The sequence below is a fragment of the Streptomyces sp. NPDC050315 genome (assembly GCF_040655775.1).
Lineage (GTDB): Bacteria > Actinomycetota > Actinomycetes > Streptomycetales > Streptomycetaceae > Streptomyces.
Window position 1 is genome coordinate 298587 of the sequence record NZ_JBFAKN010000010.1, and the last position, 15090, is coordinate 313676.

11 protein-coding genes are annotated in these 15090 nt (G+C 73.6%); 4 read left to right on the top strand and 7 right to left on the bottom strand.

Annotated elements, in window-relative coordinates; translation table 11 throughout:
* Positions 1–67 precede the first annotated feature (67 nt).
* From recA to AB0I82_RS32200, 3 genes are all read right to left on the bottom strand, one after another.
* Complete coding sequence (gene recA / locus AB0I82_RS32190) at positions 68–1189, bottom strand: recombinase RecA (protein ID WP_363260966.1); 1122 nt, start codon at positions 1187–1189, stop codon at positions 68–70.
* A gap of 212 nt (positions 1190–1401) precedes the next feature.
* Positions 1402–2643, bottom strand: coding sequence for an AI-2E family transporter (locus AB0I82_RS32195; RefSeq protein ID WP_363261004.1), 1242 nt, complete (start codon positions 2641–2643; stop codon positions 1402–1404).
* Positions 2644–2800: 157 nt separating this feature from the next.
* On the bottom strand, positions 2801–2995 hold the full coding sequence (locus AB0I82_RS32200) for a DUF3046 domain-containing protein (RefSeq protein WP_030260651.1): 195 nt from the start codon (positions 2993–2995) through the stop codon (positions 2801–2803).
* Between the two features lie 79 nt (positions 2996–3074).
* On the opposite strand from AB0I82_RS32200, the gene AB0I82_RS32205 reads away from it, so the two are divergent.
* The gene (locus tag AB0I82_RS32205; protein WP_363260967.1) at positions 3075–3998 is read left to right on the top strand and encodes a hypothetical protein; all 924 of its coding nucleotides are present in this window, start codon (positions 3075–3077) and stop codon (positions 3996–3998) included.
* Here the strand turns inward: AB0I82_RS32205 and AB0I82_RS32210 are convergent.
* Positions 3977–5227, bottom strand: coding sequence for a helix-turn-helix domain-containing protein (locus tag AB0I82_RS32210; RefSeq protein ID WP_363260968.1), 1251 nt, complete (start codon positions 5225–5227; stop codon positions 3977–3979). The two genes, AB0I82_RS32205 and AB0I82_RS32210, sit on opposite strands and share 22 nt — an antisense overlap.
* Before the next feature lie 200 nt (positions 5228–5427).
* Here AB0I82_RS32210 and AB0I82_RS32215 point away from each other — a divergent pair, with 200 nt between their 5' ends.
* Both AB0I82_RS32215 and AB0I82_RS32220 read left to right on the top strand, forming a co-directional pair.
* On the top strand, positions 5428–6873 hold the full coding sequence (locus AB0I82_RS32215; RefSeq protein ID WP_363260969.1) for an alkyl sulfatase dimerization domain-containing protein: 1446 nt from the start codon (positions 5428–5430) through the stop codon (positions 6871–6873).
* A complete protein-coding gene (locus tag AB0I82_RS32220) occupies positions 6870–8210 on the top strand; it encodes an MFS transporter (protein WP_363260970.1) in 1341 nt (446 codons plus the stop codon). The genes AB0I82_RS32215 and AB0I82_RS32220 overlap by 4 nt, the downstream gene beginning before the upstream one ends.
* A 79-nt stretch (positions 8211–8289) precedes the next feature.
* Here AB0I82_RS32220 and AB0I82_RS32225 read toward each other — a convergent pair whose 3' ends face one another.
* The 3 genes from AB0I82_RS32225 to AB0I82_RS32235 are packed head-to-tail and all read right to left on the bottom strand — an operon-like array spanning position 8290 to position 10272.
* Positions 8290–8598: an AzlD domain-containing protein gene (locus tag AB0I82_RS32225; protein WP_363260971.1), complete on the bottom strand. Its 309-nt coding sequence runs from the start codon at positions 8596–8598 to the stop codon at positions 8290–8292.
* Positions 8595–9335: an AzlC family ABC transporter permease gene (locus AB0I82_RS32230; protein ID WP_363261005.1), complete on the bottom strand. Its 741-nt coding sequence runs from the start codon at positions 9333–9335 to the stop codon at positions 8595–8597. Before AB0I82_RS32230 ends, AB0I82_RS32225 begins: the two co-directional genes overlap by 4 nt.
* 46 nt (positions 9336–9381) lie before the next feature.
* On the bottom strand, positions 9382–10272 hold the full coding sequence (locus AB0I82_RS32235) for an AraC family transcriptional regulator (protein WP_363260972.1): 891 nt from the start codon (positions 10270–10272) through the stop codon (positions 9382–9384).
* Between the two features lie 100 nt (positions 10273–10372).
* On the opposite strand from AB0I82_RS32235, the gene AB0I82_RS32240 reads away from it, so the two are divergent.
* Positions 10373–15082, top strand: a complete 4710-nt coding sequence (locus AB0I82_RS32240) for an ATP-dependent helicase (protein WP_363260973.1) — start codon at positions 10373–10375, stop codon at positions 15080–15082.
* Positions 15083–15090: the final 8 nt, after the last annotated feature.

The following is a 15090-nucleotide window of genomic DNA, read 5'->3' on the forward strand; positions in this document are numbered from 1 at the left end:
CGGCGACGGGCGCGGCGTTGTGCTCGCCGCTGTCGGGCCAGTGCGTTCGGCGGGTCACGGCGGAGGACTAGCTCTTGGCCGCTGCGGTCTTGGCTGCCTTGGCACCCTTGGCCGCGGGGGCCGGGGCGGCCTTGGCGGGCTCGGCCGGCGTGCCGGCCGCGTCCGCGCCGGGCTCCGCCGGCAGGTCCTCGGGCTTCACACCGATGCCCAGCTTCTCCTTGATCTTCTTCTCGACCTCGTTGGCCAGGTCGGGGTTGTCCTTGAGGAAGTTGCGGGCGTTCTCCTTGCCCTGGCCGAGCTGGTCGCCCTCGTACGTGTACCAGGCGCCGGACTTGCGGATGAAGCCGTGCTCCACGCCCATGTCGATCAGGCCGCCCTCGCGGCTGATGCCCTGGCCGTAGAGGATGTCGAACTCCGCCTGCTTGAAGGGCGGGGCGACCTTGTTCTTCACGACCTTGCAGCGGGTGCGGTTGCCGACCGCGTCCGTGCCGTCCTTGAGGGTTTCGATACGGCGGATGTCGATGCGCACGGAGGCGTAGAACTTCAGGGCGCGGCCACCGGTCGTGGTCTCCGGCGAGCCGAACATCACGCCGATCTTCTCGCGGAGCTGGTTGATGAAGATCGCGGTGGTCTTCGACTGGTTGAGCGCGCTGGTGATCTTCCGCAGCGCCTGGCTCATCAGCCGGGCCTGGAGACCGACGTGCGAGTCGCCCATCTCGCCCTCGATCTCGGCCCGCGGCACCAGGGCGGCGACGGAGTCGATCACGATGAGGTCCAGCGCACCGGAGCGGACCAGCATGTCCGTGATCTCCAGGGCCTGCTCGCCGTTGTCCGGCTGGGAGAGGATCAGGGCGTCGGTGTCGACGCCGAGCTTCTTGGCGTACTCGGGGTCGAGGGCGTGCTCGGCGTCCACGAAGGCCACCTGGCCGCCGGCCTTCTGCGCGTTCGCGACGGCGTGCAGGGTCAGGGTCGTCTTACCGGAGGACTCCGGGCCGTACACCTCGACCACGCGGCCGCGCGGGAGGCCGCCGACGCCGAGGGCGACGTCGAGCGCGGTCGACCCCGTCGGGATGACCTCGATGGGCTCGTTCGGCCGGTCCCCCATGCGCATCACTGCGCCCTTGCCGAATTGCCGTTCAATCTGTGCGAGCGCGGCGTCCAGCGCCTTCTCGCGGTCAGTGCCTGCCATGGGTTCCACCCGGTTCGCTTGAGTCGATCGCTTCACGTCCATGACGCTAACGCCTGCCACTGACAATGCGCCCGGACCCGGCCTCGACCTGTGGATAACTTCCAGGGAACCCCCAGAAAATAGGGGCCGTAGCCCTCATAAGAATGGATGTTCGATTTTGGTGTCAAGCGCACCACGCCCCGCCCGAGCCCCAGGTCGGGCCCCCGAACCGCTCAGTCGTCGGCGGGCCCGTCGTCCTCCCGACGCCGGTCGGTGCCGGGCTCCCCGTCCGCTCCCCGGCCCTGCTCCCCCGGCCGGTCCTCCCCCTCGGACCGCCGGCGCTCGTCCAGCGGCGCCTTCGTCTGCTCCGCGTGGAGGATGTGCCGCACCTTGGCGAGGAGGGAGGCGCCTCGTCTGCGACGGCCGCGGCCCAGCACCCGCGGGTCGTCCGTGACCTCGTACCGCTTGACGTACGCGCCGAGGAAGCCCTGCAGCGTCGCCGTCGCGGGGATGGAGATCAGCGCGCCGACCGCGCCCAGCAGTGCCGTGCCCGCGACGACCGACCCGAAGGCGACCGCCGGGTGGATGTTCACGGTCCGCGCGGTGATCCGCGGCTGCAGGAGGTAATTCTCCAGCTGCTGGTAGACGACCACGAAGCCGAGCACCCAGACCGCGTACCAGGGGTTCACCGTGAAGGCGATCAGCATCGGCAGCGCGCCCGCGAGGTACGTGCCGATCGTCGGGATGAACTGCGAGACCAGGCCGACCCACATGGCCAGCGCGGGTGCGTACGGCACGCCGAGGATCTCCAGCAGAACGTAGTGCGAAATGCCGGAGATCAGGGCCATCAGGCCGCGGGAGTACAGATAGCCGCCGGTCTTGGCGACCGCGAGCTCCCAGGCACGCAGCACCTCGGCCTGCCGGGTGGGCGGCAGTACGGAGCACAGCGCACGGCGCAGCCGGGGGCCGTCGGCCGCGAAGTAGAACGAGAACAGCGCCACGGTGAGGAGGTTGAACAGCGAGCCCAGGACGGTCGCGGAGACGGCGAGGACGTTGTTGGCGCTGTCCTGGACGTACTTCTGCAGCCAGTCGGACTTCAGCAGGTTGTTCTGCACCTCCACGCGCGAGAGGTGGGTGTGGAAGGTCTCGTTCGTCCAGCTGATCACGGAGTCGAGGTACTGCGGGAACTCGCCGACCATGGTGGCGATCTGTCCCGCCAGCATGGAGCCGAGCAGCGTCACGAAGCCCACTCCGACGACCAGGATGGCGAGGAAGACCAGCCCGGTGGCGGCGCCGCGCCGCATGCCGCGCGCCGCCATCCAGTCGACCGCAGGCTCGACGGCCAGCGCCAGGAAGAACGCGATGAGGATGTTCAGCAGCAGCGAGATGAGCTGGTGGAACGCCCAGCTCGCCAGCTGGAAACAGGCCAGCAGGGCGAGTGCCAGCACCATCGCGCGGGGCAGCCAGCGCGGCATCTGCGCAGCGGTGCGCGGAGCGTTCGGTCGTTGGTCGTCGGGGCCGGTGGGCTTCGGAGTCGCGGACACGGCTCAAGTCTCGCGTACGGGTCGGACAACGCGGGCCCTGACCCACGTCACGTCGGATCGGCGCGGGGGCGGATCCGGGTGGTGCGGCTCAGCGCTTCTCGTACGGCACGTCCATGACGGCGCAGACCACGCGCCAGACCTCCTTGGCGCTCCAGCCCGCGTCGAGTGCCTCGTGGACGGTCCGGCCGCCCAGCTCGGACATCACGTAGTCGCGCGCGAAGGAGTCGGCGTACGCCGCCCCGAAGTGATCCGCCATCCGCTGCCAGAAGTCCGTCAACCGCATGGACCCAGTATCCCGCCCCTGAGAGTGCAGCCGTGCGCGAGCCGCTGACCGGCCGCGGGTTCCGCCCTACCGTCGGGCCATGGCCGAAACCGCAAACCCACCGACGACCCCTCTGGCGCGCGCCGAGCGCTTCATCTGGCTCACCGCGCGGGTCCTGGAACAGCGCCGCTTCGAACATCACTTCCTGGGCGGCAGCGCGGACGCCGTCGAGACCGCGCTCGACGCGTACCGCAACGACGACAACGGGTACGGGCACGCCCTGGAGCCCGACCTGCGCGGCCCGGTGAGCCAGCCGCTGCACACCGCGCACGCACTCGGGGTACTGGATGCCATCGGGCGCTGCGACGGCCGCCGGGTGGAACAGGTCTGCCGCTATCTGACGGACATCTCCACCCCCGAAGGCGCCCTGCCCGCCCTGCACCCTTCGTTGCGCGGCTATCCCGCGGCGCCCTGGATCCCGGTGGTGGACGATCCGCCGAGCGATCTGCTGGCGACCGGCCCGGTGGTCGGGCTGCTGCACCGGAACGAGGTGTGGCACGCCTGGCTGTTCCGGGCGACGGACTACTGCTGGCAGGCGGTGGAGTCCCTGGAGAAGACGCACCCGTACGGCGCGGAGGCCGCACTGGGGTTCCTGGAGGGCGTGCCGGACCGGGCGCGCGCCGCTGCCGCCGCCGGGCGTCTGGGCCGGCTCGTACGGGAGCAGGGGCTGGTCGTCGTGGAGCCCGAGCGGGCGCACGAGATCCCGGTGGCGGAGGGGTACGCGCCCGGTGAACACCACTTCGCGTACGACTACGCGCCCACGCCGGCGTCCCCGGCGCGCGGCTGGTTCACGGACGCGGAGATGGACCGGGCACTGGACCACCTCGCCGCCCTCCAGGAGGAGGACGGCGGCTGGCCGGTGAACTGGCGGGCATGGGCGCCGAGCACCACATTGGAGTGCCGCCCGATGGTGACCCTCAAGGCGCTGCGGACGCTGCGCGCCTACGGGCGCGACATCGGATGACCCGCCTCGGAGGGCGAGTGGCCGGGGAGCGCCGTCTCTGAGGGCGGTTCCGGAGCGCTGTCTCTGAGGAGCAGCGCGCACAGGGCCAGGGTGGTGCCCCGTGGTGAGGCCAGGTCGATGCCCGTGAGTTCGGCGATCCGGGCGAGGCGGTTGTCGACGGTATTCGGGTGCAGCCCGAGCGCCCGTGCGGTCGCGCGGCGGTCCTGGCGCGTCTCCAGGTGGGCGCGCAGGGTGTCGGTCAGTTCGGGGCGGCCGTCGAGCGGGTCGAGGAGTGCGGCGATCATCGGGCTGCTCTCGTCGCGGCGCGAGAGGTGGTACTCGAGCAGGACGTCGGCGAGCCGGTGGAGCCCCGGGGGCCGTCCGGCGGCGTGCGCGATGCGGATCACCTCGGAGGCGGTACGGGCGGCGTACGGGACGCCTCCGGGGCTCTCGGACCGTGCGGCGGCGCAGCGCACCGGGCCGCCGCACGCGCGGGCCAGCCGCCGGGCGAGGCCGTCGGCGGGTTCCGGTGCGCCCGGTACGAGCGCGTGGCCGCCCGCGGCGTCCAGGCTGAGGAGTACGTCGGTGCCGAATTCGCGCTCCAGGGCGGTCTGCAGGCGCCGCAGGCCGCGGCGGACCGCGATCGGTGCGGGGGCGGGGCCGTCGGCCGGCGGGAGGCGCAGCGCGAGGACCGTGACGGGGCCGTCCAGGCCCAGTTCCGCCAGCGCGTCCCGGTCGGCGGCGGGCGCGCCGTCGATCAGAGCACGCGCGAGTGTGCGTCGTTCCTCGCGCCGTTCGGCGTCCAGCGCGGCGCGTTCGTCGAGGTAGGTCTCGGCGACCGCCCCGATGGCGCTGTCCTGGTTGCGGAGGAGGAAGTCGGCCAGTTCGGCGAGGGCGGCCTCCTCACCGGGGCGGGCTTCGTCGCGCAGCGTCCGCCAGAGGGCATAGGTGCCCAGCGCGTGGGTGCGCAGCAACAGGTGCAGCGGCAGCCCTTCCTCCGCGCGCTGCGCTGCGCGCTGTCTGAAGAGCGCGTGGTCGCCGTGGCGGCCGTCCTCGCCGCGTGCCCGCCGCATGAAGAGGCGCAGCCCGTGCCGTGCGGTGGCGGCGATCTCGACGTCCTTCATGTCGTCGGGCAGCTCGGCGTATCCCGGGATGTGGTCGAACAGGTCGCCGGACATCTCGCGGGCCATTTCGTTGACCCGCGTCTCGCAGCGCAGGGCCAGGTCGCGGGCTGCGTCGGACAGCGGCACGCGCGCCTCCTTCCTCCGGGTGCGGCCCACGCTGCTCCCAGAGGGGCAGCGGAGGTTGTGACGCGTCACAGTACCGACGCCGGAGCGATGTGACGCCGCCGGATGTCGTCAGGTACGTACGCGGCTCAGACTCGGTGGCCCGGCCGCGAACGGCCGCGGCGTACCGGCCGGCATCCGCCCCTCGTAAGGAGCCGTTTTCTATGACGCAGCACAGCCTCGACGACTACCTCGCCTACGTGGACCGTGTCTGGCAGGGGCAGGACACCCTGCTCGCCCACCTCTCCGGGAAGTACACGGGGGACGCTCTGGTGCGCATCGGCGAGCGGACCGGGTTCCTGCCCGCGTTCGCCAACGTGGCGGTGTTCGACACCGGATCGGACGGGCTGGTGCTGGTGGATTCCGGGGACGTCCGCACGGCCGGGCAGCTGCACACGGCGGTGACGGCGTTCGGCGCGGCGACGGACAGGGCGCCGCGTAAAGAAGTGCGCAGCATCGTCTACACGCACGGGCACGTGGATCACGTCTTCGGGGTCGGCCCGTTCGACGAGGACGCACGGGCGCGGGGCGTGGCCGCTCCCGAGGTGGTCGCCCATGAGGCGGTGGCCGCGCGCTTCGACCGCTATACGGAGACGGCCGGCTACAACTCCTGGATCAACCGGCGGCAGTTCGGGGTGCCGACGCTCAACTGGCCGACCCGTTACCGCTACCCCGACACCACCTACCGGGACCGGCTCACGCTGCGCCACGGGGACCTGACGTTCGAACTCTTCCATGCGCGCGGCGAGACGGACGACGCCACCTACGTGTGGATCCCGGAGCTGAAGACGCTGTGCACGGGTGACCTGTTCATCTGGAACTCCCCGAACGCCGGCAACCCCCAGAAGGTGCAGCGCTACCCGGAGGACTGGGCGCGTGCGCTGCGCGCGATGGCGGAGCTGGGCGCCGAGGTGCTGCTCCCCGGGCACGGCGTGCCGATCATCGGCGCGCCCCGGATCGCGCAGGCCCTCGGGGACAGCGCCGAGCTGCTGGAGTCGCTGTGCACCCAGACGCGCGAGCTGATGAACGCCGGGCTGCGCCTGGACGAGGTGCTGCACGGCGTCAAAGTCCCGGCAGAGCTGCTGGCGAAACCGTACCTCCACCCCGCGTACGACGAGCCGGAGTTCGTGGTGCGCAACCTGTGGCGGCTGTGGGGCGGCTGGTACGACCAGAACCCGGCGCACCTCAAGCCCGCGCCCGAAGCGGAGCTGGCCGCCGAGCTGGCGGAGGCGGCGGGCGGCGCCGTCGTACTGGCGCGCCGGGCGGCGGACCTGCTGGGCCGCGGGGAGCTGCGGCTGGCCGCCCACCTGGCCGAGACCGCGGCACTGGCGGCGCCGAAGGACCACGAAGTGGCCCGGATCCGGGCGGAGGTGTACGCGAAGCGGGCCGCCGCCGAGTCCTCCACGATGGCCCAGGGCGTCTTCCGGTGGGCCGCTGCGGAGTCGGCAGCCGTCGTCGAGGGGTCCGACCTCACCACGGAGCTGACGCGCAGCGAGGCGGGCCGTCGGCGGGCGGCCGGCAGCATCTCGGTCGGCGTCGTGGCGGACGAGGACGGCTGCGCGTGCGGCTCGGCGCCGGACAGCGGGACGGCACCGGAGGCCCTTCGGTGACGTCCGCCGCCGAATCCGCGCCGGCCGTCGTACCGGGCGCGGTCGCCGAACGGGGCCCGGCTTGGCGCACCACGTGGCTGCTGCTGGTCTTCATGCTGGTGAACTTCGCCGACAAGACGGTCATGGGCCTGGCCGCCAACCCGGTGATGCACGATCTCGGGCTCACCCGGGAGCAGTTCGGCACGGCGTCCTCGGCGTTCTTCGCGCTCTTCAGCCTGGCGGCGCTGGCCGGGTCGTTCCTCACCCGCACCATGCGCACGTCCGTACTGCTGCTGGGCATGGCGCTCCTGTGGTCGGCCGCCCAGCTGCCGATGCTGATCGGCGCGGCCGGCTTCGGGGTGCTGGTGGTCACGCGCGTCCTGTTGGGCGCGGCGGAGGGCCCGGCGTCCCCGGTGGCGCTGCACCACCTGTACGGCTGGTTCGAACAGAAGGACCGCACGCTGCCGACCGCGGTGCTGCTGGCCGGTGCGGCGGCCGGAGTGGCGATCGCGGCGCCCACCCTGGGCGTGGTGATCGACCACTGGGGCTGGCGGTGGGCCTTCGGGGTCGTCGGTCTCGTCGGCCTCGTATGGGCGGCGGTGTGGCTGCGGTACGGGAAGGAGGGACCGCTGGCGCCTCCGGTGGGCAGGCGACGCACACCGGAGCGGGCTTCCGCGAGCGCGGCCACGAGGGACGCCATCAAGGTCCCGTACCGGAAGCTGCTGCTGTCGGGGACCTGGCTGGCGGCGGCGCTGGGCTCGTTCGCCGCGTACTGGACGCTGTCGGCCGGGCTGACCTGGTCGGCGGACTACTTCCAGGAGGTGGGCGGGCTCTCGTTGCGCGGCGCGAGCCTGTTGATCATGCTGTCCGCGCTGTCCAAGGGGGCCGCGATGCTGATCCACGGGGCGCTCGTCCAGTGGTCGGTCAAGCGGGCGGCGGCCGGGCTGCCGCCGCGCCTCCCCTGGCCCTCCGGTGTGAAGACCGGGCTGGTGATGATCCTGTCGGGCGCGGCCACGGTGGGGTTCGCCGCGACGGACGTGCTGTGGTTGAAGATCGTTCTGCTGCTCGGGCCGATGGCCGTCACGGACATCGTCCTCACGGTCGCGGCGACCGCGGTCTCCCGGATCTCCCCCGCCGACCGACGCGGCGTCACCCTGGGCGCCCTGACGTGTGTGTTCGCCCTGGCAGGCGTGCTGGCGCCGCTCGTCATGGGGCGCATCGTCGACGCGGGCGCGACCGTCGCCTCCGGGTACTTCGGCGCGTACGCCCTGAAGGCCGGCCTGGTGACGGTGGCGGGGGTGGCGGTCACGCTCTTCCTCCGCCCGGAACGGGACGCGCGCCGGCTGGGCACGGAGTAGAGACCCGGTGAGGGCGGGCGTACGGGAGTGCGTCCGGTGAGGGCGGGCGTACGGAGGGGGTACGCCCGCCCTCACCGTTTCAGCCGCCGAGCGCCCGTACCCCCGCCGTGACCACCACGGCGGCCGCGACCACCAACAGGAACGGCGCGCGCAGTACGAGGGCGAGGGCCGCCGCGCCGACACCGGCCACCCTGGCGTCCAGAAGGAGGTGGTTGCCCTCACTGAGGGTCTGCTGCGCGGTGAGGGCGGCCAGCAGAGCCACCGGAAGCAGCGCGGCGAGCCGCTTCACAAGAGGCCGCTCCAGAAGGCCGGCAGGCACCAGCAGGCCCGCGTACTTGAGCAGGTAGCAGCCGACGGCGGTGGCACCGATCGCGATCCAGGTGTTCACCGGCTCTCCTCCTGTGCGCGCACTGTCCTACGGGAGCGGGCGCCCTGGACCAGTAGTACGGTGGGGGCCGCGAGCGCGGAGACCAGGACCGGCACGCCGGCGGGCAGTACCGGCAGGGTGACCAGCATCAGGACGACGGCGAGGCCCGCGGCGGCGCGCTCCACGGCGGTCGTCAGCATCGGGGCGAGCAGCGCCAGGAAGACGGCGGGACCGGCCGCGTCCAGGCCCCAGGCGGCGGTGTCCCCGAGCGCTTCGGCGCCCAGCGCGCCGGCCAGCGTGGTGAGGTTCCAGAGGACGTAGAGCGTCAGTCCGGTGACGGTGAAGCCGAGGCGTGCGCTGCGCCGGTCGGGCTGGGCGAGCGTGACGGCGGACGTCTCGTCGATGATCCAGTGGGCGGCGAGCGGCTTCACGAGGGCCCGGTAGCCGAGCAACCCGGACAGCCGCAGCCCGTAGAAGGCGTTGCGGGCGCCCAGGAAGAAGGCGCCGGCCGCGGCGGCCAACGGGTTGCCGCCCGCGCCGAGCGCGCCGACCAGCGCGAACTGTGAGGCGCCGGTGAACACGAGGAGGCTGAGCACGCAGCTCTGCAGCACGCTGAGGCCCGCGCCCGCCGAGGTGACCCCGAAGGCGAAGCCGGAGAGGCCGACGGCAACGCCGACGCCGAGCGCGTCCCTGATGACGGCGGCGTCGGGCTTGCGCGGCGGCGCGTCACCGGGCACGGCCGCCGTCTCGCCCGGTATCCCGGGCGGTGCGGTGTCTTCGATCTGTTCTGCCACCCGCCTCACGCTAGGCAGGCGCCGCTCCGCGGTCTTGTACGTTCTTGCGCGCCGCGAGACGCCCCCGCTCCGGGCTGCCCGCGCGCTCGCGCCGGTACGCACCGGGCGGCACCCCGACGATCCTCGTGAAGTGCCGGTTCAGATGCGGCTGGTCGGTGAAGCCGACGGCGGCAGCGGCCTCGGCGGGCGCGGTGCCGCGGTCCAGGAGGTGCCGGGCACGGCGCACCCGCGCATCGGTGAGCCAGGCGTGCGGCGGCATTCCGTACGCCTTCTTGAAGGCGCGCAGCAGTGCGAAGGGGCTGGTGCCCAGCTGCGCGGCGAGCTGTTCGAGCGACGGCGGGTCCGCCAGCCGCTCCTCCAGGATCTCCCGCGCCCGCGCCGCCCCGGCCGCACCCGCCACGCGGGGCGTACGGGCCGGAAGCGGCCCTCCGTACCTGTGCAGCAGCCGGGCCACGGCGATCCGCAGCACGCTGTCGGCGGCCAGCGCGTTGCCCGCCTCCGCCGCCCGGTGCACCTCGTGGATGAGCCGGGAGGTGCACGGGTCGTCGACGGCGGACTCGGTGAAGCCGGGGGTGCCGCGGAGCGCGGTGGTCTCGGCGGCGATCTCCGCGATCAGGGCGGCGGACGGGTAGAGCGTGGAGTACGTCCAACCGTCGTCGATACCGGCCCGCGCGGTGTGCGGTACCTCCGGGTTGATCATGACGACGCTGCCGTGGCCTGCCCGTACGGTGCCCTCGGGCAGCCCGACCTCCTCGATGCCGCCGCTGACCGCGCCGAGCACGAAGCCCTCGTGGCTGTGGCGCGGGAAGGCGTGCCGTACGTAGCGGGCCCGGAGCAGATCGAGTCCGGGCAGCCCGGCGTACCGCCAGTGCCGCGCCCACTCGCCGCCGGTCCTCCCCATGCACCCATTCTGCGCCGGGCGCGCCCTCGCTGACCTGCGTGTCCACCTGCGGAACGGCCGGCGGCGGCCGATTGTCAGTGGTCCGAGGCACGATGGGGTCATGGCGAGGACCGCGCTCGATTCGTTCTCCCCCGCGACCAGAGGCTGGTTCACGGGGGCCTTCCACGCGCCCACCGCTGCCCAGGACGGCGCCTGGCGGGCCATCGGCGAGGGCTCCGACGTGCTGGTCGTCGCGCCGACCGGCTCCGGCAAGACCCTCGCGGCCTTCCTCGCCTCCCTGGACTCCCTCGCGAGCACGCCGCCGCCCGCCGAGCCCAAGAAGCGCTGCCGGGTGCTGTACGTCTCCCCGCTCAAGGCCCTCGCCGTCGACGTCGAGCGCAATCTGCGCTCCCCGCTGACCGGCATCCGCCAGGAGTCCGTCCGGCTCGGCCTGCCGGAGCCCGACATCCGGGTGGGCATCCGCTCCGGTGACACCCCCGCCGCCGAGCGCCGCTCGATCGCCAACCGCCCGCCGGACATTCTGATCACCACCCCCGAGTCGCTGTTCCTGATGCTGACCTCGCAGGCGCGGGACGCCCTGGCGGGCGTGGAGACGGTGATCCTGGACGAGGTGCACGCCGTCGCGGGGACGAAGCGCGGCGCGCATCTGGCACTGTCCCTGGAGCGCCTGGACGAGCTGCTGCCCCGCCCGGCCCGCCGCATCGGCCTCTCGGCGACGGTCCGCCCCGTGGAGGAGGTCGCGCGCTATTTGTCGCCGCGCCGCCGGGTGGAGATCGTGCAGCCGCCCTCGGGGAAGGAGTTCGACCTCTCGGTCGTCGTGCCCGTCGAGGACCTCGGCGAGCTGGGCGGCTCGCCCGTACGGGAGACCGGCCCCGACGGCGGTGATACAGGCGGCGACAAGCCCTCCATCTGGCCGCACGTCGAGGAGCGCATCGCCGACCTCGTACAGGCGCATCGTTCAACGATCGTCTTCGCGAACTCCCGGCGCCTGGCCGAGCGCCTGTGCAACCGCCTGAACGAGATCGCGTACGAGCGCGCCACGGGCGAGCCGATGCCCGAGGACCATTCGCCCGCCGAGCTGATGGCCCAGTCCGGCGGCGCCAAGGGAGCACCGCCGGTGCTGGCCAGGGCGCACCACGGCTCGGTGTCGAAGGAGCAGCGCGCGCAGGTCGAGGAGGACCTGAAGGCGGGCCGGCTGCCGGCCGTGGTGGCCACCTCCAGCCTGGAGCTGGGCATCGACATGGGCGCGGTGGACCTGGTGGTCCAGGTGGAGTCGCCGCCGTCGGTCGCGTCCGGGCTGCAGCGGGTGGGCCGCGCGGGCCATCAGGTGGGCGCGGTGTCCACGGGCGTCGTCTTCCCGAAGTACCGCGGCGACCTGGTGCAGGCGGCGGTCGTCACGGAGCGGATGCGCGAGGGCGCCATCGAGGCGCTGCGCGTCCCGGCCAACCCCCTGGACGTGCTGGCCCAGCAGCTGGTGGCGATGGTGTCGATGGACGCCTGGGACGTCGAGGAGCTGCTGGCGGTGGTGCGGCGGGCCGCGCCGTTCGCGGCGCTCCCGGAGTCGGCGTACAGCGGCGTGCTGGACATGCTGGCGGGCCGGTATCCCTCCGACGCGTTCGCGGAGCTGCGGCCGCGCATCGTGTGGGACCGGGTGGCGAACACCGTCACGGGGCGGCCCGGCGCCCAGCGGCTGGCCGTCACCTCGGGCGGCACGATCCCCGACCGCGGCCTCTTCGGGGTGTTCCTGGCGGGCGCCGACCCCAAGAAGGGCGGCGGCCGCGTCGGGGAGCTGGACGAGGAGATGGTGTACGAGTCGCGGGTCGGCGACGTCTTCACGCTCGGCACGACCTCCTGGCGCATCGAGGACATCACCCGGGACCGTGTGCTGGTCTCGCCGGCCCCCGGGGTGCCCGGCCGGCTGCCCTTCTGGAAGGGCGACCAGCTCGGCCGTCCCCTGGAGCTGGGCCGGGCGCTCGGCGCGTACCTCCGGGAGATCGGCGCGCTGGATCCGGAGGCGGCCCGGGCCCGGCTGTCCGCCGCCGGACTGGACGACTGGGCCGCGGGGAACGTCCTGAGTTACCTCGCCGAGCAGCGCGAGGCGTGCGGCCACGTCCCCGACGACCGCACGATCGTCGTCGAGCGCTTCCGGGACGAGCTGGGCGACTGGCGGGTGGTGGTGCACTCCCCGTTCGGCGCGCAGGTGCACGCCCCCTGGGCGCTGGCGCTGGGCGCCCGGCTGGCCGAGCGGTACGGCATGGACGCGCAGGTGATGCACGCCGACGACGGCATCGTGCTGCGGCTGCCGGACGCCGACCTGATGGGCCTGGACCTGCTGGACACCGATCCGGACGCGGCGGGCGCGGAGTTCGACCCCGACCAGTCGCCGGTGGGCGCCGCCGATGTCGTGTTCGACAAGGGCGAGGTCGACCAAGTCGTGACCGACCAGGTGGGCGGCTCGGCGCTGTTCGCCGCGCGCTTCCGGGAGTGCGCGGCGCGCGCACTGCTGCTGCCGCGGCGCAATCCGGGCAAGCGCACGCCCCTGTGGCAGCAGCGCCAGCGCGCCGCGCAACTGCTCCAGGTGGCGAGCGAGTTCGGGTCCTTCCCGATCGTCCTCGAAGCCATCCGCGAGTGCCTTCAGGACGTGTTCGACGTCCCCGGCCTGGCCGAGCTGATGGGGGACATCGAGTCGCGCCGCGTCCGGCTCGTGGAGGTGACCACCCAGGAGCCCTCGCCGTTCGCCCGGTCGCTGCTCTTCGGGTACGTGGCGCAGTTCCTGTACGAGGGCGACTCCCCCCTTGCCGAGCGCCGCGCCGCGGCCCTCTCGCTCGACTCCCGGCTGCTCGCCGAACTGCTGGGCCAGGCCGACCTGCGCGAGCTGCTGGACCCGGAGGTCCTCGCCGACCTGGAGCGCGAGCTGCAGTGGCGGACCGACGACCGCAAGGTCAAGGACGCCGAGGGCGTCGCCGACCTGTTGCGGCTACTCGGGCCGCTGACCGACGCCGAGCTGGCCGAGCGCGGCGCGGATCCGGCGTGGGCGGCGGAGCTGGGCGCGGCCCGGCGCGCCATCCGGGTGCGGGTGGCGGGTGCCGAGCACTGGGCCGCGATCGAGGACGCCGGACGGCTGCGGGACGCCCTCGGTACGGCGCTGCCCGTGGGCGTCCCGGAGTCCTTCATGGAGCCGGTCAAGGACCCGCTCGGCGACCTGCTCTCCCGGTATGCGCGCACGCACGGCCCGTTCACCTCCGAGCAGGCCGCAGCCCGCTTCGGCCTCGGCACGGCCGTCACCGACGGGGCGCTGCACCGCCTCGCGGGCGCCGGCCGGGTCGTCCAGGGCGAGTTCGCGCCGTCCGGTGTGCACCAGGAGTGGTGCGACGCGCAGGTGCTGCGGCGGCTGCGGCGGCGGTCGCTGGCCGCGCTGCGGCACGAGTTGGAGCCGGTGCCGCCGCCCGCGCTGGCCGCCTTTCTGCCGCAGTGGCAGGGCGTCGGCGGCCATGGGGGGCTGCGCGGCATCGACGGACTGCTGCGCGCCGTCGAGCAGTTGCAGGGCGCGCCGGTGCCCGCCTCGGCCCTGGAGCGGCTCGTCCTGCCCTCCCGGGTGTCGGGCTACTCCCCCGCCCTCCTGGACGAGCTGACCTCCACGGGCGAGGTCCTGTGGGCGGGCGCCGGCGCGCTGCCCGGGAAGGACGGCTGGATCGCCCTGTATCCGGCCGACACCGCGCCGCTCCTGTTGCCGCAGCCGCACCCCTTCGAGGTGACGCCGCTTCACCAGTCCGTACTGGACGCCCTCGCCCCCGGGTACGGCCTGTTCTTCCGTCAGCTCGCCGACCAGGTGCGGGCGACGACGCACCCGGAGGTCACCGATCCCCAACTGGCCGACGCCGTCTGGGACCTGGCCTGGTCCGGGCGGCTGACCAACGACACCCTCGCGCCGCTCCGCTCGCTGCTCGGCTCGGGCCGGACGGCCGGGGCCACCGCGCACCGCGCCCGCCGGGCCACCCCGCGCGGCCGGTACGGCGGCCTCACCACCGCCACCGGCCGGACGGGCCGCCCCACCGCGTCCCGCTCCGGGCCGCCCACGGTCGCCGGGCGCTGGTCGCTGCTGCCCGTACTGGAGCCGGATCCCACCCACCGGGCGCACGCGCTGGCCCACACGCTCCTGGACCGGCACGGCATCGTCACCCGGGGCGCGGTGGCGGCCGAGGGCGTCGAGGGCGGCTTCTCCGCGGCGTATCGGGTGCTGTCCGCCTTCGAGGAGACCGGCCAGGCCCGCCGCGGGTACGTCGTCGAGGGGCTGGGCGCGGCGCAGTTCGCGATGGACGGCGCGGTGGACCGGCTGCGCGCGGTCAGTACGAGCCGGGACCGTACGGCCGAGGAGACCGCGACCGGCGGCTCCTGGCAGCCGGCCGGACCGGCCCGCGGCGGCGGCACCCCGCGCGCCGTCGTACTGGCCGCGGCGGACCCGGCCAACGCGTACGGCGCCGCGCTGCCCTGGCCGGAGCCGCCGGAGGGCTCGTCCCACAAGCCGGGCCGCAAAGCGGGCTCGCTGGTCGTCGTGGTCGACGGCGAGCTGGCGGTGTACATGGAGCGCGGCGGCAAGACGCTGCTGGCCTGGCAGGCCGGGGAGGACGGCGACGGGACCCGGGCGCGGCTCGCCCTGGAGGCGCTCGCGGCCGCGGTGCGGAACGGCTTCGTGGGCGCGCTCACCGTCGAGCGGATCAACGGTTCCTCGGCGCTCACCTCACCGCTGGCCGCCGAGCTGGAGGCCGCGGGCTTCCACGCGACACCGAGGGGGCTGCGACTGCGGATATGAGCCCGCAC